Origin of the sequence: Aeromonas mytilicola subsp. aquatica (assembly GCF_044336385.1) — a bacterium.
In the GTDB taxonomy this organism is placed as follows: Bacteria; Pseudomonadota; Gammaproteobacteria; order Enterobacterales; family Aeromonadaceae; genus Aeromonas; species Aeromonas rivipollensis.
Genome location: NZ_CP172298.1, coordinates 4255001 through 4275651, shown reverse-complemented (window position 1 = coordinate 4275651; position 20651 = coordinate 4255001). Strand labels below are relative to the sequence as shown.

Below are 20651 nucleotides of genomic sequence, written 5' to 3'. Positions count from 1 at the left end.
CCCGAGAGGATCAGAACTGGTAGGTCAGCCCCAGGTTGTAGCGGCGTCCATCCAGCACTGTGCCATAGCTGGCGTAATCCACCCTCTTGTCCAGCAGGTTGTAGATGACGGCGGTGACGCTCAGCGCCTGATTGGCCTTGTAGACCAGGCCGGTGTCGAAGAAGGTGTAGGAGGGGGTGCCCTCGGCCATCTTGACCCGGCTCAGGTAGTCCGAGGTCTTGCTGCGGAAGTTGACCCTGGACCAGAGGCCGACCGCCTCGCTGGTCTGCCAGTCGACAGTGGTGTTGAACATGTGGCGCGGCATCTGGTTCAGTGCCAGGCCCGCCATGGGACCGCTCTTCTGCTCGGACTGGGTGAAGGTGTAGCTGGAAGCCAGGGACCACTGCGGATTGATAGCCCAGTTGGCCGTGCCTTCCACCCCGCGCATGTTGGCCTCGTCGACGTTGATGCGATCGCTGATGAAGTCATAGGTGTGACCGTTCAGGGTGCAGGCGGGATCCTGCTTGCTGGTGCAGCGACGGGTCTCGGCAATCTTGTCCTTGAAGTCGGTATTGAACAGGGTCAGCCCGGCGTTGAGCCCCTGCCTGCCATCCCACAACAGGGCGATTTCCTCACTGACGCTCTTTTCCGGCTGGAGGGCCGGGCTGCCGACCAGCATGCCATCCTGGGTGCCGCCGCCGGTGGCCTGACCCCAGTTGGCCGCCGACATGCGCAGATCGGGGGAGCGGTAGCCGGTGGAGACGCCGCCCTTCAGGGTCCAGAACTCGGCGGGGTGCCAGACCCCGTAGAGACGCGGGCTCCAGTGGCTGCCGTAGTTCTGATCCCTGTCCATGCGCACGCCGCCGGTGAGGGCGAAGCTGTCGGTCAGGGCCCACTCGTCCTCCACGAACAGGGCCCAGCTCCAGCGGGTCAGCTGGTCGGCGCGATTGGCCACATTCAGCTGGTTGCCCTGATCCTGCAGATCCTCGTAGCGGTATTGGCCGCCGACGCTCAGGTAATGATCCCCCAGGATGATCTGGGTATGGGTGTCGGCTATGGTGTTGATCATCTTCATCTGCCGACCCGGGTTGGTGCTCTCTTCCCGTTGCAGATAGCTGCTGGAGGAGCCGAAGTCGTAGCGGCCGTCGTGGGTGATGGCGTAGTTGGTGCGCTCGTAGGTGCTCAGGTTGGGTTTGGCCTTGGCCGAAATGGACTCACCCGGCGTGCGATCCCTGTCCTGCAGGCCGCGGCTCACCTCGAAGTCGAAGCTGTTGTGCTCGTCCGGGGTCAGGCTGAACACTGCGGTGCCGCTGCGCATCTCCTGCTCGGCGAAGCCGTTCTCGAACTGATCCTCGCCGCGATAGGAGAGTTGGCCGTTCAGGCGCATCCCAAGCAGCCCGTCCACCAGGGCGCCGGCGGTGTAGGCATCGGTCTGGAAGAGATCACCTGAGGCCTTGTTCTCCTGGAAGGTGCTGTCGGCATGCACCGACCCCTGCCATGCCGTCATGCTAGTGCTCTTGCGGGTGATGATGTTGATGACGCCCCCCATGGCGTCCGAGCCGTAGCGGGAGGACATGGGGCCGCGCACCACCTCGATCCGCTCTATGGCTTGCAGCGGCGGCAACCAGCCCTGCTCTATGCCGGGGCCGTCGCTGTTGGGACGGGTGCCACGGCTGTCGACTCGCTTGCCGTCTACCAGCATCAGTGTGTACTTGGCTCCCATGCCGCGGATGCTGATGTCGCTGCTGCTGCCACCCCCGGTGATCACCACCCCGGGGACGTCTTTCAGGGCATCGGTCACGTCACGGTAGGCGCGCTTCTCCAGCTGTTCCCGGGTCACGACCGAGATGGAGGCGGCAGAGTCTTCGATCTTCTGCTGGAAACCCGAGGCGGTGATCACCATGACTTCGTTCTGGCTGGCGTGGGCCTGGCTGGCCAGTGCGGCGACGATCAGGGTGGCGAGAGGGGTAATGGGGATGTTAGTCATGAAAACCTGAACTCCTGGGAAGGAAAGTTTCTCAACCCGCTTTAGTGTCCCGGGATCTTGGTGTCGCACTGGGACGGCGGAGCTGAGCCTCAAATGGATGACATTTGTCGGCAGGCATTCTAGGCAAATAAGAATCAAATGCAATTGATATTGGTTATCATTTGCATTTTGTTCGGTAGGAGGGGGCAATTTTGGCAGGGGAGAGCGGTAATTATGGGAATCCAGATAACAAAAAACCCGCCGAGGCGGGTTTTTTCAATTCTTGCAGAAGGACTTTCCGATTGACGAAAAGGCTTCCTGGCTTGAATTACAGACCAACTACGTTGGCAGCAGCCGGGCCTTTCTGGCCTTGCTCGATGGTGAACTCAACGCGCTGACCTTCGTCCAGGGTTTTGAAGCTGGTGGACTGGATAGCGGAGAAGTGTACGAACACGTCTTTGCCACCGTCAGCCGGGGAGATGAAGCCAAAACCTTTCTCAGCGTTGAAGAACTTTACGGTACCAGTCATTTTGTTAGACATAATAATTTCCTTGAATAGTGATGTTGAAACGCTACTTGTGTAGCAATCCATGATTTTTCGTCAGCAATACGTATGGGGAGCACTAAAGAAGGAGAATTATTTGGCGAGAATCATCTGGGACAACTCTATGCACAAATCACTGCTTTAAAATGACTGCCTAACATAATCAGGTCTGAACTACCGAACCATCGAAATCGATTAGAACACGCTCACTCCGCCATGGCAATCTTTATCTTGGTATTAATTCCTGCCAGGCGAGGAGGTGGTAGCGTGTTATCTTGATAAAATCGTTTTATACCAGAAGGTTATCTAACAATTTCCGGTATGGAAAAGGGAAGTATGCAGGTCCATGTCCGGGTGGCAGCACAAGCATCCGGACATGGGAGACAGAAATTATCGCTTGCTGCGGTACTTGTTGCTGACGGAGTCCGCCCAGTTGAAGGTCTCGGGCAGCACCTGATTCTTGGCCCGCTCCTTGGCCTTCTCCCGCGCCAGTGCGGAGGCCGCCTTGGCTGCCTTGGCGCGATCCTCGGCGATTTTCAGGCGCCCTTCCTCACGGATCTTGTTACGTTCCCCATTGGTCAGGGTGTGATCGGCATGGGCCTGGGCCTTCTGCAACAACAGGGTGATCTCGGCTTTTTCGGCCTCGGTAAGATCTTTCATTTCCAGCTTTTTCATGGCGCACTCCTGCGGCAGGTGATGGTTCACCCTAACACACTCCGGGGGCCGACTCTTATGTAATCGTCCTCTTGACCCCAAAAGGGCAAGTTGAGTGCGTTTTCCTGCCGGTTTTCGCCCAGATGCGAGCCGGTTGTGGCGGTTTGTCCCAGATTGTCGGGGCGTGGATGACGAGGTCCGTGCCCTGTGTGGCGCCGTTGTCCGGCGAGGCTGGATCCCGGTGGAGGCTGGGGGTATGCTGGTGCCAGTGCGATCCTTGATCGTCACTGCTAGCGTACTGTGATCTATGATTCGGATGGCATGCTGGAATCTTGATTCCAACTGTCCTGGTAACATTTTTGGAGTCTGATGATGAGCAACAAAGAACAGCATCACGGCAAAGATGCCAAGAAAAAACCGCAGATGTCACTGAAAGAGAAGCGCGAGGCCAAACGTCAGAAAGCTGATCTGAAAAATGGCGGCGCGATGAAGTAACGCTCCACTACACTGTTGTTCCTCTGGAGCCAGTATCAAGCCAGTCCGTCATGGGCTGGCTTTTATGTTTCTGTCGGATGAGGCCGTGCCATAGTCGGCAAAGATCTGCTCATAGCGGCCATCTTCCTTCATCTTGCTCAACTGGCGATCGAACCACTGCTGCCGCGCCGCCTGGCGAAAGGCGAAGTGGTACCGGGTGGGGGGGAAGAGATCATGCTGTCGGATCCGATCGGCTTGATAGCGCTCGCCGCCCTCTGCTTGCCCGAGCAGTTGTGCCATGTAGTAGTAGAATATCCTCTGCTCCAGGATCACGGCATCCGTGCGTCCCAGCAACAACTTCTGAACCTGCCCCTCCTGCCTCGCCACCTCCTCGTAGTGGGGGTTCTGCTCGACTATTCCTGCGAACTCTTTTCCCAGGATCTGCCTGGCCCGCTGGAAGGCGCTGACTCGCAGCGTCTGCAGATCCCCCATGGTGTTAAACGCCGTCTTGTCGAGGGTAAAGACCCGGTTGTGAAAGGTGATCACCGCCTGGGAGAGGTGGGCGCGGCTAAGCATGCCGGGTCTGACGTTGATGATGGCATCCAGCTTGCCTTCCTCCAGCATGCGGAAGGTCCGCTCCAGAGGCAGATAGATGAACTCGGGCTCATGACCGCTGCCAGCGAACGCCTCGCGCATGAGGTCGAGCTCGATGCCGCGATCCTCGTGCGTGATCACATAGGGAGGGATGGCGAAGCTCACCCCCACTCGCAGCGGCTCGGCGATCAGAGGGGCGGCAAACACCAGCAAGATGAGGCACAGCAGACGACCAAGGTGATTCATGCAGGTTCTCGGGGAAGTGACTCGTCCCGAGAATAGCCACAAGTCAGGGCGAGGGAGAGGGTAAGGTGCGGATCGTCGCAACAACATAATGAGGGAGGGGATGAATGCGTCAGAAACAGACAAAAAGGCCCTGAGTCATCAGGGCCTGGGTGTCGATTTAAAACGGGATATCGTCGTCGAAATCCATCGGCGGTTCGTTGTAGACCGGCGGTGCGGACTGCGGCTGCTGGGCCGGACGACTGTAACCACCCTGTGGTTGCATATTCTGCTGCGGGGCTGCGGCCGGGCGCTGCATCGCTTGCTGGGGGGCTGCCTGTTGCGGTTGGCCCCAGTTGCCCTGGGACTGTTGACCGCCCATGCCCTGGCCGGCGCCGCCTTGCGGACGGCCACCCAGCATCTGCATCACGCCGGTGAAGCTGTCGACCAGCACTTCTGTGGTGTAACGCTCCTGGCCACCCTGATCCTGCCACTTGCGGGTCTGCAGCTTGCCTTCGACATAGACCTGGGAACCCTTCTTCAGGTACTCGCCCGCCACTTCGGCCAGCTTGCCCATGAAGACCACACGGTGCCACTCGGTACGCTCTTTCTGCTCACCGGTCTGCTTGTCGCGCCAGGTGTCGGAGGTGGCCAGGGTGATGTTAGTCACGGCACCGCCGCTCGGCATGTAGCGCACTTCCGGGTCTTGCCCCAGGTTACCGATCAGAATGACTTTGTTGATGCCTCGACTGGCCATAATCTCTCTTCCACCCTTATGTATACCGGCCAGGCCAAATGCCTGGTCCCATTCAATATGTCGTTTGTTTGCAATGAGATGCGCGCCACGGATGGACCTCATCTTCACGTATGTCACGGCTGTGCCAGATTCAACCGACGCGTTTATCGGCCATCCGCCGCAGCGTTTGCCCGCAATAATACCAGTTGGCGGAGATGAGCGCACACCTTCCTGTCCCGGCGAGCACCAAACCCCGCCGCTGGCGTCCGAGTAACTTACCCGAGGTATGGCCCCACCAGCAAGGGGACGACGGGGCAGAGTGCTGCATCGACGGCCAAGGCCTGCTATGGTGCTGGTCGGCACTACTTAACCCCCCAAATGGGGGGTGTGTGCTAGTCATTTGTATTGGTTGGAAAATTGCTGAGCTTCAAAGGAATCACAGCGGCGTCTAATACTTTTTTAATGCTGCAGCCAGGAGGGGGATTGGTACTCTTCCTTGCCGAAAAGCCCCGACTCGAATGTGCAAGGAAGTTCTCTTGATGACGCCCGAATACCCCTTAGTGCTGATCACCGAAAATAATGCACAAGCCAGCAGTTTCCAGCGTCACCTCAGCGAACAGCTTGGTTTGTCCATCTTGCTGGTGGGGGAGATAGAGGCCCTGCCCGAACCCGCCGAGACCTCTGCCCAGACGTTGCTGCTGATCGATCTGGACTATCTGAAGTCGGCTCAGCAGGCGGATTGGAGCAAGGCCATCTGCAGCCGCTTCGGCGAGGCCAGTGCCGTGCTGCTTAACGCCCCGACCAGCACGGACAGGGAGCTGCTGCTGATGTGGCCCCACACCAGCGGGCTCTTCTTCCGCCAGGACAACCTGGATCGGCTGGTGATCGGCATCCGCAAGGTGTTGCAGGGGGAGTACTGGATCCCGCGCCATCTGCTGTGCGATCTGGTGGATTACTACCGCAAGGGGAGCGGCCAGCCCCTGCGCAACCAGACGTTGCTGACGGCCCGTGAGCAGGAGATCGTCCGCCACCTGATGACGGGGGCTTCCAATACCGAGATCGCCGACAGCCTGTTCGTGAGCGAACACACCATCAAGTCCCACCTCTATAACGTGTTCAAGAAGTTGAACGTCAAGAACCGCCTGCAGGCGGTGAGCTGGGCCAAGGAGTATCTCTGAGAGCCGGGATGGGATGATAAAAGCCTGTCTATTCATCCAGTAGTCTCTATGCCATACTGGCCCGCTCTGGTTCCCGTATCGAGCGCGCAACAAGATGGAAAAAATCGTGATCCGGGGTGCCCGCACCCACAACCTCAAAAACATCAACCTGACTCTGCCCCGCGACAAGCTGATCGTGGTCACCGGCCTGTCAGGCTCCGGCAAGTCCTCCCTGGCGTTCGATACCCTCTATGCCGAAGGCCAGCGCCGCTACGTGGAGTCTCTCTCCGCCTATGCCCGCCAGTTCCTCTCCCTGATGGAAAAGCCGGACGTGGACCATATCGAGGGGCTGTCGCCTGCCATCTCCATCGAGCAGAAGTCCACCTCCCATAACCCGCGCTCGACCGTCGGCACCATCACCGAAATTTACGACTACCTGCGCCTGCTGTTTGCCCGGGTCGGTGAGCCCCGCTGCCCGACCCACGCCATCCCGCTCGCCGCCCAGACCATCAGCCAGATGGTGGATCAGGTGCTGGCCCAGCCCGAAGGCACCAAGCTGATGCTGCTTGCTCCCGTGGTGCGCAATCGCAAGGGGGAGCACAGCAAGCTGCTGGAGAACCTGGCAGCCCAGGGCTATATCCGCGCCCGCATCGATGGGGAGGTGTGCGATCTCTCCGATCCTCCCTCGCTGGAGCTGCACAAGAAGCACACCATCGAAGTGGTGGTGGACCGCTTCAAGGTGCGCGATGACCTGGCACTGCGCCTCGCCGAATCCTTCGAGACGGCACTGACCCTCTCCGGCGGCATAGTCCTGGTGGCTCCCATGGACGGAGAGGAGGGCGTTGCCCCCCTGATCTTCTCTGCCAACTTCGCCTGCCCGGAGTGCGGCTACTCCATGTCGGAGCTGGAGCCGCGCATCTTCTCCTTCAATAACCCGGCCGGGGCCTGCCCCACCTGCGACGGCCTGGGGGTGCAGCAGTACTTCGATCCCGCCAAGCTGATCCACGATCCGAGCCAGAGCCTGGCCGGTGGCGCCATCCGGGGTTGGGACAAGCGCAGCTTCTATTACTTCCAGATGCTGAAATCCCTCTCCGAGCACTACAAGTTCGATCTGGAGGCGCCCTGGGAAGATCTGCCGGTCAAGACCCAGGAGGTGATCCTGCGCGGCTCCGGTCGTACCGAGATCGAGTTCCGCTACATGAACGATCGCGGCGATGTGGTGGTGCGCAAGCATCCGTTCGAGGGAATACTGCACAACATGGAGCGCCGCTACCGCGAAACCGACTCCAACTCGGTGCGGGAAGAGCTCTCCAAGTACATCGCCAACAAGTCCTGCACCAGCTGCGGTGGCAGCCGGCTGCGGGAAGAGGCGCGCCACGTCTTCGTCGACAACCGCAACCTGCCGGCCATCGCCGAGCAGTCCATCGGTGATGCGCTCGCCTTCTTCGAGGGTCTGAACCTGAGCGGCCAGCGCGCCCAGATTGCCGAGAAGATCCTCAAAGAGATCGTCGAGCGGCTCGGCTTCCTGGTGAACGTGGGCCTCAATTACTTGAGCCTGTCCCGCAGCGCCGAGACCCTCTCCGGTGGCGAGGCGCAGCGGATCCGGCTGGCCAGCCAGATCGGCGCCGGTCTGGTGGGGGTCATGTATGTACTGGATGAGCCCTCCATCGGCCTGCACCAGCGCGACAACGAGCGGCTGCTCAAGACCCTGACCCACCTGCGCGATCTGGGCAATACCGTCATAGTGGTGGAGCACGACGAGGACGCCATCCGCCTCGCAGACCATGTGCTCGACATAGGTCCGGGGGCCGGCGTCCATGGCGGCTCAATCGTCGCGCAGGGGACGCCGGAGGAGATCATCGCCAATCCCGAGTCGCTGACCGGTGACTACCTCTCCGGCCGCAAGCAGATCGCCATTCCTGATGAACGCACGCCGCTCACCGGCAAGTGGCTGAAACTCAAGGGGGCGAGCGGCAACAACCTGCGCAACGTCAACCTGGATCTGCCCATAGGGGTGATGACCTGCGTCACCGGGGTCTCAGGCTCCGGCAAGTCGACCCTGATCAACGACACCCTGTTCCGCATCGCCCACCGGGAGCTGAACAAGGCGACCGAGTCCACCCCGGCGCCCTATCGCGAGGTGGAAGGGCTGGAGCACCTGGACAAGGTGGTGGATATCGATCAGAGCCCCATAGGCCGTACTCCGCGCTCCAACCCGGCCACCTATACCGGCCTGTTCACCCCGATCCGCGAGCTGCTCTCCGGTACCCAGGAGGCGCGGTCACGCGGCTACCTGCCGGGTCGCTTCTCCTTCAACGTCAAGGGGGGGCGCTGCGAGGCCTGCCAGGGGGATGGCGTCATCAAGGTGGAGATGCACTTCCTGCCGGATGTTTACGTGCCGTGCGACGTCTGCAAGGGCAAGCGCTACAACCGAGAGACCCTGGAGGTGAAGTACAAGGGCAAGAACATCCACGAGATCCTCGAGATGACGGTGGAAGATGCCCGCGAATTCTTCGACCCCGTCCCTGCGGTGGCGCGCAAGCTGCAAACCCTGATGGATGTGGGCCTCTCCTACATCCGCCTCGGCCAGTCGGCCACTACCCTGTCGGGGGGCGAGGCGCAGCGGGTCAAGCTGGCGCGGGAGCTCTCCAAGCGCGACACCGGCCAGACCCTCTATATCCTGGACGAGCCGACCACGGGTCTGCACTTCCACGACATCCAGCAACTGCTCAAGGTGCTGCACCAGCTGCGGGATAGAGGCAACACCATAGTCATCATCGAGCACAACCTGGACGTCATCAAAACCGCCGACTGGATCGTCGATCTGGGGCCGGAAGGGGGCGCCGGTGGCGGCCGCATCCTGGTGACCGGCACGCCGGAGGAGATGAGCCGTTGCAAGGAGTCGCACACGGCGCGCTTCCTGGCCCCCTTGCTGAACAAGTAAGGACAAGTCAGACAGACAAGGGGCCTTGGCCCCTTTTTTGTGGGCGATCGCCGGAGATGGAGGGGCATTGGGATACGCCTCGGCGGCGGGCGCAGACACTGAGACTGACTGAATGCGGCATTGATTTGGGCAGGGCAAGCCCGTCACCGGGCGGGCGGTGACTATGGGGTGTCAGTGGGCCAGCATCAGGAAGGCGAGGGCGAACAGAAAACCGAGCAGGATAAACAGGAAGGAGCCTAAGCCCCAGATGGCTGCCAGGATGCCGATGATTTTGTCTTTGCGTGTTTGTGGTTTCATAAAGATTAAATTACAGCATGGCTACATCGCTTTAATAAAATACGCTGGCCGGCATCATTAAACAACAGAGAAATGGGAATATGGGCACCCTTAAGGTGTATTTGGTTGCTATTTTAAATCGGATGTCATTGCGTATTTATATTTCAACTGGCTGTATTTAAATGATTTTCAGGTGTTATTTGTCAGTTTTTTGGCTATCTGAAGCTGCTGTGTACATCCATCTATTTCTTGATAACTATTGAGCTAAATCAATAACCGTCCATTCACATCCTTTTATAGTTTTCGGGCTTACAACATAGAAAGAAAACAAAAAGGAATTATGTGATGAAAAAAGTGCTTCCTCTCCTGATCGCAGCCGCTTTTGCTTCCCCCGCCGCCATGGCCCATCAGGCCGGTGACATCCTGGTGCGTGGCGGCCTGGCCTTCGTCTCTCCCCAGACCAGCAGTGACGACGTTCTGGGCACCGGCGAACTGGATATCGACAGCAATATGCAGCTGGGGCTGACCCTCTCCTACATGCTGACGGACAACTGGGGCGTCGAGTTGCTGGCGGCGACGCCTTTCTCCCACTCGGTGTCGACCCCGGGGCTGGGTGAGGTCGCCAAGGTCAAGCACCTGCCGCCGACCCTGATGGCGCAGTACTACTTCGGGGACGCCAACAGCAAGGTGCGTCCCTATGTCGGTGCCGGCATCAACTACACCACCTTCTTCGATGAAGAGGGCCGTGGTGCCCTGGCGGGCACGGATGTGAGCGTTGACTCCTCCTGGGGGCTGGCGGGTCAGGTGGGCCTGGACATGGCGATCAACGACCGCTGGTTCGTCAACGCCTCCGCCTGGCTCATCGACATCGACACCGACGTGCACACCGCAGTGGGCACCATCAATACCTCCATAGATCCGGTTGCCTTCATGTTCGGCGTCGGCTACCGCTTCTGATGACAAGGTTGGCCGCCACAAGGCCATGACAACCAAGCATGTCTCTTTGGCCCGGCTCTGTTCGGGCCCTTTTCTGTCCGGCTCGGGGAAATAACCGTGATCCGGCCCCTCATGGCGTCACTTATTGCTCTTCCATTGCCTCAACTTGCCGATAGCCTCTGCGTTCACCCCTTTATTTCCCAACGAGTGAGGATGTCTCCATGGGTTTATCTATCGTGCAGCGGATCATCGCCGGATTTGTGCTGATGTTGCTGCTGCTGGTTCTGCTGGGCTTCATCAGTATTCTGAAGATCCGGGGAATCAATGAGGGGCTCTCCCAGGTATCGGATCGTGCCACTCCCCTGGTGATCGCCGTCGCCGGGCTCAAGGGAGCCCTTCAGGACAGCAACCGCTGGGTGCTGACCTACAGGACCAGCGAAGATGCGACCCAGTTGCCACAGCTTGCCAGCCAGTTCAAGGCGCAGCAGGCGCGCTTCCTGGCCCAGAGCCAGGAGATGGCCAGGTTCAACGACGTGGCCGAGGCGGGCGAGCGCTTTCGTCAGGTAGATGGGGCCACCCGGGAGTTCTACGGTCTGGCGGATCAGGTGCTGAGCCAGCATGGCCAGTGGATAGCCGCCCTCGATCGGCGTCATGAGCTGGAGCTGGCCTTTATCCGGCTGGAAGATACCTATCAGTGGGCCGCCGATCTGCTGTTGCAGCAGACCGCCAGCAAGCGATCCATGCGCAACAAGGCCGAACTCATCACCTCCGGCATAGCCCGGGATCTGAAGAACATCCGTCGGGCTGACGCCAAGACAGATCTCAACGAGCTGGAGAAGGTGCTCGCCAAGGATATAGAGATGGCGCGCAAGCGGCTCGAGCGGGTGCTGGTGCCCGATGATGTGAGGCAGCGCTTCGTCGTCAATCTGGACAGGATGCAGGAGTTGGCGCTCGGCCCGCAGGGGCTGCTGGCCACCATGCGCCATGCCCAGCAGCTTGCGGCATCGCTGCAAACCTTGAATCAGCAGCTCGATACCAGCCTGGTCAACAGCCTGGCGCTGCTGGACGAGATGGGCAAGTCGGCGGGCAGCATCGCCAGCCAGAGCCGGATCGGTGCCGATGACGCCGTCAGCAGTGCCAGCTTCTGGATCCTGATCGTCTCCGCCATCTCCGCCGCCGCCGCGCTCATCATCGGTTACACCACGGCGCGCAGCATACAGCGCCCGTTGCAGCTGATCGATCGGGCACTGGATCGCATGGCCACCGGGGACATGACCCGGCGCATCGACTACCAGAGCCGCTGTGAATTCGGCAGCCTGACCCGCTCCATCAACACCCTGGCGGACAAGACGGGGGAGCTGCTCTCCCAGATCAACGCCGGCTCCCGCCATCTGGTGGAGGAGGCGAGCCGCGCCGCCGAGATCAGCGAGCGCGCCATGTCCAGGGTACAGGATCAGAAGAGCCAGACCGACCAGGTCGCCGCCGCCATCACTGAGCTGGAAGTGAGCGCCACCGAGGTGGCCCGCTCCACCGATGGTACCAAGCGTGAGGTGGATCTGGCCGACGAGGAGGCTCGCGCCGGTCGCAAGCAGGTGGCGACCACGCGCCAGATCACCGAACAGCTGGCGGGCGCCATGGAGGAGGCGGTCGGCATCACCCACAAGCTGGGGGAATTCAGCAACAACATCGGCAGCATTCTGGATGTGATCCGCAGCATTGCCGAGCAGACCAACCTGCTGGCACTGAATGCGGCCATCGAGGCGGCACGGGCCGGTGATGCCGGCCGCGGCTTTGCCGTGGTGGCGGACGAGGTGAGGGCGCTGGCAAACAGGACCCAGACTTCGACCGAGGAGATCCAGGCCATGATCGAGAATCTGCAGAGCTCCAGCAAGCATGTGGTGGAGGTGATGGCCCGCAGCCAGGAGCAGACCCAGGGTTGCGTGTCGCAGACCCGGGCCATGGATCAGGCGCTGCAATCCATTGCCGAGCGGATGAGTGCCATCAAGTCGATGGCGGATCAGGTCGCCCATGCGGCCCAGGAGCAGATCTCGGTCAGTCAGGGGGTGGCCCGTCATATCGCCGGCATTGCGGACGTGGCCTACGAGACCGAACGGGAGGCCCGTGAATCGGCAGGCAGCAGTGAAGTGCTGGCGGAACTGGTCGCCAAGCAGCAGCAATTGATCGCTCATTTCAAGGTGTAGGAGGACTTATGGCTAACAAGTGGATCGGGGCCCTGAGTCTCCTGTTGTGTGGCCAGCTGATGGCCAGCGAGCTGGTGATCGAAAGCTGGCGGATAGATGACAAGGCCTTGTGGGAGGAGAAGATCATTCCCGCCTTCGAGGCCGCTCACCCGGGCATCCAAGTGAGCTTCAACGGGGTGCAGAACGTCGAATACATGCCGACCCTCTGGGCCAGCCTGAAGGCGGGCAAGGCCGGGGACCTCATCACCTGCCGTCCGTTCGACGACTCCCTGGCACTGTTCAAGGCAGGCCATCTGGCGGAGCTGAGCGAGATGGCCGGGATGGAGAACTTCCCGAGCTTCGCCCAGTCCCCCTGGCAGACCGATAGCGGCGCCCAGACTTTCTGCGTGCCCATGGCCTCCGTCATTCACGGCTTCTTCTACAACAAGCAGATCTTCAGTGAGCTGGGGCTGGCGGTGCCGCAGACCCGGGACCAGTTCTTCGCCGTGCTCGACAAGGTGAAGGCGGATGGCCGTTATGTGCCGTTGGCCATGAGTGGCTCTGAGAGCTGGGTCGCCTCCGAGCTGGGCTTCCAGAACATAGGTCCCAACTACTGGAAAGGGGAGGATGGCCGGCTGGCGCTGATCGCGGGCCAGGAGCGGCTCGACAACCCGCAATATGTCAAGGTGTTCGAGGAACTGGCTCGCTGGCGCGCCTATCTCGGCGAGGGGGGCGAGGGTCGTGACTACGCCACCACCAACGAGCTGTTCACCTCCGGCAAGGCCGCCTTCTATGCGGCCGGCTCCTGGGAGATAGCCCCCTTCACCGGCAAGGTGGACTTCGGTGTCATGCGCCCCCCTGTGGCCAAACAGGGTGATGGTTGCTTCTTTACCGATCACACCGACATCGGCATGGGGATGAACCCGGCCAGCAAGAACAAGGAGGCCGCCATGACCTTCCTGCAGTGGCTGACCACCTCCCAGTTTGCCGAGCTCTATACCAACTCGCTGCCGGGGTTCTTCTCCCTCTCCAACCACTTCTTCGAGGCCACCAACCCGGCGGCCAAAGAGATGATGGAGTGGCGGGATCAGTGTGACTCCACCATCCGGGTCGCCACCCAGATCCTCTCTCGCGGCACCCCCAAGCTGGGGGATGAGCTGGCCGAGGTGAGCCAGGGGGTGTTGCTCGGCACCATGGCACCGCAAGCCGCCGCCGATCGGCTGGAGCAGGGACTTAAGGGCTGGTACGCCCCTCATCAGAGCCAGCAGGCCAAGGCCCTGGACTGCCAATGCGCGGCTCCCGCCGCCGTCTCTGCTGCTCCCGCCACGGTTGAGTCTGTCATCGCTGCGCCATCCGCGGCCATCTCGACCGAGCTGAATGCGTCCCCTGCGCCCGCAGCTGTTACCCCCTCAGCGGCGGCCTCGACCGACGTCGAGCAGGCGCTGGCCAGCGAGCTGGAAGCGCCGCAGCCCTGAAGGACAGCACCATGAAAAACGGGAGGCATCAGCCTCCCGTTTTCATTTGTGTCAGACACCTATGGCTGCTGAGCCCAGCGGCACAGGCTGCCAATGCGCGCCACCGGAACGAAGCCCAGGGCGCGGTAGACCCGCTGGGCGTGGTAGTGCTCGTCGGCCACTATGATGAGCTGCCTGGCCCGCTGGAACCCCTGGCGGGCGACCTGGCTCAGCAGTTGACGGCAGAGGCCCCGGTTGCGCCAATCCTGATGGGTGCGTACCAGCTGAAAGCGCCCCATGGTGCCGGTGAAGAAGAGGCCGCAGCTGGCCACCAGACGATCCTGCTGCCAGATCCCCCACCATTGTCCCAACCCATCGGCGATCATGGCCTGATAGAGGTCGCGCCGCGACTGAAGGTAGGCAAGGTAGCTCGCCTCCCCATGGCCCGAGTCCCTGTCATCGAGCTCCAGGGTCAGCCAGTCATCCCAGTCGGCGGGGGTGAAGGGGCGGGCCGGGACGAGATCCTGGTCGCTCGGGGCCTGCCAATCGGTGGCCCCCAGCGCCAGCACCACGCACTCCATGTATTGGTATCCCGCCGCCACGAAGCCGGCGACCCGGCTGTTCTGTCCCTCGGCCAGCGGCCACTGGAAGGTGCGATGGCGGATCTTGGGATCCTGGCCGATCAGTTTGTCGAAGCTGGCTTCGAGCCAACCCTTGTCGCGGTCGCTGGGCGGAGTGGGGAGCAGCAGATAGTTGCCGAAGTAGTAATCCGGGGCGGTCGGGGTGCGCACGGCCCAGAACCCTTCATGGTCCGTCACCTCGCCCTGATAGCGATCGAACAGCAAATCGGTGGCAAAACCGGGGTGATCTTCCATGACAAGGCTCCTGCAAATGCTTGAATTGATTATCGGCAGGGAGGGGGAGAAGTTAAAAAAAGGCCGGGAAACCCGGCCAAACAATCACACGCAGATTCAGAACGTCCAGGACGATCCGCCCGCATCATAACGTGCCTGAGGCCATTTTGGGATGGGGCCCGCCGTTACTTGGGTCGAATTGCAAAATAAAAAAAATCGTTTATCCCGCCCTCGCGGGCAAATCGATGTTGACTTTGATCCGTTTTCTCATAAAGATAGAAAGACGTTTAGACGTCCAAACATCCGTTTTGACGTACAGGAATCGGTTGTAGGACAGGGAGAGAGCAGATGGGATTTCACAGCGCGCGTCAGGTTGAGGCACTCAACCAGAGTCTGGCTGACTTGGGTAACAACATTTCGGTCAGCTTCGAGTTTTTTCCCCCCAACAGCGAAGGGATGGAGAATACCCTCTGGCAATCCATCGAACGACTGCAGGTGCTGGAACCCAAGTTTGTCTCCGTGACCTATGGCGCCAACTCGGGCACCCGGGATCGTACGCACAAGGTGATCAAGGACATCAAGGAGCGCACCGGTCTTATCGCCGCACCGCACCTGACCTGTATCGATGCCAGCCGCGACGAGCTGAGAACCATTGCCCGTGACTACTGGAACAGCGGCATTCGCCACATAGTGGCACTGCGCGGTGACCTGCCCCCCGGACTCGACAAGCCGGACATGTATGCCACCGATCTGGTCGCCCTGCTCAAGTCCGAGGCTGACTTCGACATCTCGGTGGCCGCCTATCCGGAGGGCCACCCCGAAGCCAGGAGCGCGCAGTCCGACCTGCTCAACCTCAAGCGCAAGATAGATGCCGGTGCCAACCGCGCCATTACCCAGTTCTTCTTCGATGTGGAGACCTACCTGCGCTTTCGTGATCGCTGCGCCGCCATCGGCATCGATGCCGAGATAGTGCCGGGGATACTGCCTGTCTCCAATTTCCAGACCCTCAACAAGTTTGCCGGCTTTACCAACGTGAAGATCCCGCGCTGGATGCACCAGCGGTTCGAAGGGCTGGATAACGACCAGATGACCCGCAACATGGTGGGGGCCAGCATCGCCATCGACCAGGTGCGGGTGCTGAGCCAGGAAGGGGTGAAGGACTTCCACTTCTACACCCTGAACCGCTCCGAGCTGACCTACGCCATCTGCCATACCCTGGGAGTCAGGCCGAAAGGCCAGGCCTGATCCCCATCAGTCAGAAACGAGAAAAGCCAATGAGTTGCCTCATTGGCTTTTTGCTATGGGTGATGATCAGGGTCTGGTCGGCTGGATCTCCTTGGGCTCCAGCGTGATGACCGCATTGCCGGCGGCGCCGGGATACTGGTGATAGCTCTGGTCCTGCTCCAGGGTGTAGAAGGTATCCAGGTAGTCGTCGTTGTTGGTCATCCAGGAGTCGGGCAGCGCCTTGACGATGCGGCCGCCGAGATCGAGGAAGGGGAGGGCTTCCGGCACACCACCTGCGGTGAAACCCAGCTTGAGCGCCTCGATCAACAGGGCGCTCAGCTTCTTGTAGTTGACGTTGTCATCCTGCTCCATCATGACGAGGTCGACCGCGCCCCAGCGATAGCGATCCCAGTACACCAGGATCTGGTTCGGGCTGTAATCCGTGTTGTCATGGTCGAGGTAGGGCATGTCGACTATGTCCACCACGGGTTCGTCCCAGCTCGGATTGACACCGGCCACGACGGCGTAGACCTCCGCAGCGCCGAGCAACCAGGGCTCCTGATCATCGCTGAGCCTGATCTTCTTGAGGATGCTGGTCTTGAGGGGGGTAGTGTTGTCGGCGGCACGGGGGGCTACTTGCATGTCGGCGGCAGCCAGCGCCTTGCGCATCACCTTCAGACCGGCATTCTTGGCCTTGATGGGGTCGGCCTCCACTACCAGCACGGGTCGTGCCGGTGGCTGGTTCACATCGAGGTAGACCGGATTGCCGGCGCCATCGAAGGCTTCGATGGCGCTCCAGCTCTTCTCATCGCCGCTCGGCACGTAGGCAATCAGCGGCTCCGTTCCCTGCTTGAGCGCATCGGCCTGCTCGGGGTTGGCCAGTCGCAACTGCATCAGTTGCTTGACTTCACCCTCCAGTCCTTGCCGGTTGATGGCGGCCTGATTGGCATCGGTGGCCTGCCGCTTGAGGCGTGGGCTCGCCTTTTGCAGCAGGTTGGGCAGCGGACTCTGGTACTCCTGATTGGCGAGCAGGGGCAACAGATTCTTCTGCTGCAGTGCGAGCTGGCGTGCCAGCTCCCTGTCCGTGTCGGCGGCATGGGCACTGGCGATGCCCAGCAGGGTCAGCAATAAAATGACAGCCTGATTCCTCATTCTTCTTCTCCAGTATTGAGTCTGACAGAGGCGCGCATCGGGAAGAATCTGCGCCTCTTTCTCACTAGACGGGAATGGGGTTCGCCTGTGAACCATCCTTGCCGAATTATGTGCTGTGTCTCACTGGGGTCTCCCCAGATGGTCAGGTCAGGCGCGGAGTCGGTTGACTTGATGCAGCGCCACGCCGACCAGCAATCCCCAGCAGGCGGAACCGACACCGAGCAGGCTGATCCCCGAGGCCGTGATGAGGAAGGTCAGCAGCGCGGCTTCCCGCTCTTCATCCTGCTGCAGCGCCCCGTGCAGGCTGCTGCCTATGGTGCCGAGCAGTGCCAGCCCGGCCACGCAGGTCACCAGCGCGGTGGGAAAGGCGCTGAACAAGGCGACCACGGTCGCCCCGAAGCAACCGGTCAGCAGGTAGAAGCAACCCGCCCACACGGCGGCGGGCCAGCGGCGAGCGGCGTCGGGATCCACCTCCTTGCCCATGCAGATGGCGGCCGTGATGGCGGCCAGGTTGAAGGCGTAACCACCGAACGGGGCCAGCAGCAGACCGGTAAGGCCGGTCCAGCCGATCAGGGAAGAGGTGGCCGGTTGATAACCATGGGCACGGAGGATCGCGATGCCGGGCATGTTTTGCGACGTCATGGTGACCAGGAACAGCGGCAGCGCTATCCCCAACATGGCGTTGATGGAAAAGGTTGGGGAGATCCACACCGGGTTGGAGAGCTGCCAGTGGATCTCAGTCAGCTGCAACTCACCCCTCAGGGCGCAGAGCAGCATGCCGGTGGCCAGGACCTGCACCATGGTATAGCGGGGCCAGAGGTGGCGGCCGAGCAAGAAAGCCAGCAGCAAGGCGCCAAGCAGCAGAGGATCCTGGGGGGCCACCTTGAACAGGTCCAGCCCGAATCTGAGCAGCACCCCGGCCAGCATGGCGGCGGCCAGCGGAGCCGGAATGTGGCGCATCAGCCTGTCGAACCAGCCGCTGATGCCGCACAGGGTGATCAGCAAGGAGGAGATGATGAAGGCACCTATGGCCTCCGCCAGGCTGAAATTGCCCAGGCTGGTGATAAGCAGGGCGGCCCCCGGTGTTGACCAGGCGGTCAGCACGGGGATGCGGTAATAGAGGGAGAGGCCGATGCAGCTCACGCCCATGCCGATACCCAGCGTCCATAGCCAGGAGGATACCTGGGCTGCATCGGCGCCGGCGGCGGTAGCCGCCTGAATGATCAGTACGACCGAACTGGTATAGCCAACCAGGACGGCGATAAGGCCTGCGACCAGGTGAGGGAGAGCAAAGGGCATAGCGACATCCTTGTGTATGCTGATAGCTTGTGCGTTATTGCGTACAATATGGCTTTGACTATAGCGGTGTGCGCTATAGCGCACAAGGTGAAGATGCAGCATTCGGGAGAGGGCGTATGCAGGAGATGAATCGGCATCTGGCTCAGCGATTGAAAGGGCTGCGCGCCGAACTGGGGTGGAGTCTGGATGTGGCTGCCCGCGAGACCGGGGTGAGCAAGGCCATGTTGGGGCAGATCGAGCGGGGGGAATCCAGCCCGACGGTGGCGACCCTGTGGAAGATTGCCACCGGGTTTCGGGTCTCCTTCTCCAGCTTTATCGAGCCGACCCCGGCAGTGGCGGGGGAGACGCTCTATCGCATCGCCGATGACATTCGCCAGCAACCGGCGGGCGAAGGCATGCAGGTGGCGCCGCTGTTCCCCTATGAAAGCCGGTTCGGTTTCGAACTGTTCGAGTTGACCTTGCTACCCGGCTATCAGCGGGAATCTGAACCCCATGAGCCCGGGGTGACCGAACATGTCATCGTCATCAGCGGGGTGATGGAGGTGCTGGTCGATGGGCAGTGGCGTTCACTGGATCAGGGGGAAGCAGTTCGCTTCGCCGCCGATCGTCCCCACGGTTACCGCAATCTGGGAATAGCCCCGGCCGTTTTCCACAATCTGATCCACTATCCCGCCACTCGCCCCTGATGGCTAACCCGGACGACCGTCCGCTCTGGGGCGGGTCAGGATGGGGGTGTAAACCCAGACAAACAGGCCATAGGCCGCTATCCAGCTCCAGCCGCTCAGGTTCCATCCCGTCAGTGTCAAGCTGGGCCAATACAGAGGGAGCAAGACCCGCATGAAGGCAGAGAGGATCACCAGCGCGAATGCCAGGGTGATCCTGCGCCCGACATGCAGGGCCCTGCCGCTGTGACCGAGTGACACCCTGGCAATCATCCCGAGGATCATGGTCCCCATGCAGCCAGCACTGAGCAGGTGACTGGCGAGGGACAAGCTGAGAGGCAGCCCCGCAGCCTGGGCCGCGAGGGCGAGCAGGCCAAGGGGGATAAACAGGTAAGCCAGGTGCAGCGACCATAGCAGGGGCTGTGCCAGGGTGGTGCCGGGTCGCCAGCGCAGTTGCCTGCCCAGGTGCAAGCCGGCTGCCACTATATATAGAGGCACCATATATAGAGAGTTGGTCCATGGGTCAGGCAGCAGCCAGAGCAGCAGGATCAACCAGAGAGAGGCCAAGGCCCCGCGCTCCAGCCAAGAGCTGGGAGGCGCCTTCTCCTGACCCGTGCCTCTGGCGGTAAAGAAGGGAATGACACGTCCGCCCATCACGGCGATCAGGGTGGTGAACAGCAGTACCGTCGTGATGAGCAGATGTTCCACTGCGCTCCACTCATCTCGCCATAACCAGCTGGCGCCATTAAGCAGTGTCATTATGAGGAGCAGGGGGACAAAGAAGAGGTTGCGCCATTGGCGCGTCATGATGACGGGCTTGGCGAGGAACCAGGCACAGAGCGGCAACCAGGCCAGATCCAGTGCCATCAGAATGAGATTATCTTCTCCAAACCAGGGGAGTAGGCATCTTGGCAGCACCCACATTCCCACGATCAGCGCCAATGGCCAGCTGCGAACGCCGGGATGAGCCGTCCAGTTCTGGACGGCCGTCAGCAGAAACCCCGCAACTATGGCGGCGCCAAAGCCGAACAACATCTCATGAGCGTGCCACCAGATGGGATTGCCAATACCGGGCAGGGCGAACCAGTTATTAAGCTGTCCCAGCCAACCCAGCATGGCCAGGCAGGAAAACAGGGCTCCGAGCAGGAAGAAGGGGCGAAACCCCAAGCGGAACAGGGGGACTATCTGCTCTTCCTTGTGGCTATCGAGGATCTGGTGCATGACAGCGACCTTAATTGAACATTTGAAAAGTCCATTATAAAGTGGCTTTTCAAATGTTCAATTTAAATCCAGGGAATGCCGATTTGGGCGGGGCTGTGGGCAAAAAAAGAACGTCTTGCTGCA

18 protein-coding genes are annotated in these 20651 nt (G+C 60.7%); 8 read left to right on the top strand and 10 right to left on the bottom strand.

The window, feature by feature from the left end; genetic code table 11:
* Positions 1-10: 10 nt before the first annotated feature.
* The 3 genes from ACFWHB_RS19615 to yjbD all read right to left on the bottom strand — a co-directional run bounded on the left by ACFWHB_RS19615 (position 11) and on the right by yjbD (position 3164).
* Positions 11-1966, bottom strand: coding sequence for a ligand-gated channel protein (locus tag ACFWHB_RS19615; protein WP_395949090.1), 1956 nt, complete (start codon positions 1964-1966; stop codon positions 11-13).
* Positions 1967-2273: 307 nt separating this feature from the next.
* The gene (cspA, locus tag ACFWHB_RS19610; RefSeq protein ID WP_025328559.1) at positions 2274-2486 is read right to left on the bottom strand and encodes a transcription antiterminator/RNA stability regulator CspE; all 213 of its coding nucleotides are present in this window, start codon (positions 2484-2486) and stop codon (positions 2274-2276) included.
* A gap of 393 nt (positions 2487-2879) precedes the next feature.
* Positions 2880-3164 (bottom strand): DUF3811 domain-containing protein, encoded by a 285-nt coding sequence (yjbD, locus tag ACFWHB_RS19605; RefSeq protein ID WP_162519186.1) that lies wholly within the window; start codon positions 3162-3164, stop codon positions 2880-2882.
* Between the two features lie 351 nt (positions 3165-3515).
* Here yjbD and ACFWHB_RS19600 point away from each other — a divergent pair, with 351 nt between their 5' ends.
* Positions 3516-3638, top strand: coding sequence for a hypothetical protein (locus ACFWHB_RS19600; protein ID WP_080675244.1), 123 nt, complete (start codon positions 3516-3518; stop codon positions 3636-3638).
* Between the two features lie 48 nt (positions 3639-3686).
* On the opposite strand, the gene ACFWHB_RS19595 is transcribed toward ACFWHB_RS19600, so the two are convergent.
* On the bottom strand, positions 3687-4457 hold the full coding sequence (locus ACFWHB_RS19595) for a substrate-binding periplasmic protein (protein ID WP_395949089.1): 771 nt from the start codon (positions 4455-4457) through the stop codon (positions 3687-3689).
* Between the two features lie 157 nt (positions 4458-4614).
* Positions 4615-5190 carry a single-stranded DNA-binding protein gene (locus tag ACFWHB_RS19590; protein WP_139744800.1) on the bottom strand — a complete coding sequence of 192 codons (576 nt, stop codon included), beginning with the start codon at positions 5188-5190 and terminating at the stop codon, positions 4615-4617.
* Positions 5191-5708: 518 nt separating this feature from the next.
* On the opposite strand from ACFWHB_RS19590, the gene ACFWHB_RS19585 reads away from it, so the two are divergent.
* On the top strand, positions 5709-6347 hold the full coding sequence (locus ACFWHB_RS19585; protein ID WP_162472085.1) for a LuxR C-terminal-related transcriptional regulator: 639 nt from the start codon (positions 5709-5711) through the stop codon (positions 6345-6347).
* 94 nt (positions 6348-6441) lie between these two features.
* The gene (uvrA, locus tag ACFWHB_RS19580) at positions 6442-9270 is read left to right on the top strand and encodes an excinuclease ABC subunit UvrA (protein ID WP_395949088.1); all 2829 of its coding nucleotides are present in this window, start codon (positions 6442-6444) and stop codon (positions 9268-9270) included.
* Positions 9271-9441: 171 nt separating this feature from the next.
* Here uvrA and ACFWHB_RS19575 read toward each other — a convergent pair whose 3' ends face one another.
* A complete protein-coding gene (locus ACFWHB_RS19575) occupies positions 9442-9567 on the bottom strand; it encodes a hypothetical protein (protein ID WP_395949087.1) in 126 nt (41 codons plus the stop codon).
* A gap of 324 nt (positions 9568-9891) precedes the next feature.
* Here ACFWHB_RS19575 and ACFWHB_RS19570 point away from each other — a divergent pair, with 324 nt between their 5' ends.
* From ACFWHB_RS19570 to ACFWHB_RS19560, 3 genes are all read left to right on the top strand, one after another.
* Positions 9892-10503 (top strand): OmpW family outer membrane protein, encoded by a 612-nt coding sequence (locus ACFWHB_RS19570; RefSeq protein ID WP_025328553.1) that lies wholly within the window; start codon positions 9892-9894, stop codon positions 10501-10503.
* Between the two features lie 200 nt (positions 10504-10703).
* On the top strand, positions 10704-12683 hold the full coding sequence (locus ACFWHB_RS19565) for a methyl-accepting chemotaxis protein (RefSeq protein ID WP_163149461.1): 1980 nt from the start codon (positions 10704-10706) through the stop codon (positions 12681-12683).
* An 8-nt stretch (positions 12684-12691) separates the two neighbouring features.
* Positions 12692-14137: an ABC transporter substrate-binding protein gene (locus ACFWHB_RS19560; RefSeq protein WP_163156753.1), complete on the top strand. Its 1446-nt coding sequence runs from the start codon at positions 12692-12694 to the stop codon at positions 14135-14137.
* Between the two features lie 59 nt (positions 14138-14196).
* Here ACFWHB_RS19560 and ACFWHB_RS19555 read toward each other — a convergent pair whose 3' ends face one another.
* Positions 14197-14991, bottom strand: a complete 795-nt coding sequence (locus ACFWHB_RS19555) for a GNAT family N-acetyltransferase (protein ID WP_163156755.1) — start codon at positions 14989-14991, stop codon at positions 14197-14199.
* 327 nt (positions 14992-15318) lie between these two features.
* Here ACFWHB_RS19555 and metF point away from each other — a divergent pair, with 327 nt between their 5' ends.
* The gene (gene metF, locus ACFWHB_RS19550; RefSeq protein WP_025328549.1) at positions 15319-16215 is read left to right on the top strand and encodes a methylenetetrahydrofolate reductase; all 897 of its coding nucleotides are present in this window, start codon (positions 15319-15321) and stop codon (positions 16213-16215) included.
* A 66-nt stretch (positions 16216-16281) separates the two neighbouring features.
* Here the strand turns inward: metF and ACFWHB_RS19545 are convergent, their stop codons facing one another.
* Together ACFWHB_RS19545 and ACFWHB_RS19540 are read right to left on the bottom strand one after the other, a co-directional pair.
* Positions 16282-17346 carry a DUF3103 family protein gene (locus tag ACFWHB_RS19545; protein WP_395949086.1) on the bottom strand — a complete coding sequence of 355 codons (1065 nt, stop codon included), beginning with the start codon at positions 17344-17346 and terminating at the stop codon, positions 16282-16284.
* A gap of 147 nt (positions 17347-17493) precedes the next feature.
* Complete coding sequence (locus ACFWHB_RS19540) at positions 17494-18645, bottom strand: benzoate/H(+) symporter BenE family transporter (protein WP_395949085.1); 1152 nt, start codon at positions 18643-18645, stop codon at positions 17494-17496.
* Positions 18646-18761: 116 nt separating this feature from the next.
* Between ACFWHB_RS19540 and ACFWHB_RS19535 the strand changes: the two genes are divergently transcribed.
* On the top strand, positions 18762-19331 hold the full coding sequence (locus tag ACFWHB_RS19535; protein ID WP_163135531.1) for a helix-turn-helix domain-containing protein: 570 nt from the start codon (positions 18762-18764) through the stop codon (positions 19329-19331).
* Positions 19332-19334: 3 nt separating this feature from the next.
* On the opposite strand, the gene ACFWHB_RS19530 is transcribed toward ACFWHB_RS19535, so the two are convergent.
* Positions 19335-20528, bottom strand: a complete 1194-nt coding sequence (locus ACFWHB_RS19530) for an NnrS family protein (RefSeq protein WP_395949084.1) — start codon at positions 20526-20528, stop codon at positions 19335-19337.
* Positions 20529-20651 lie beyond the last annotated feature (123 nt).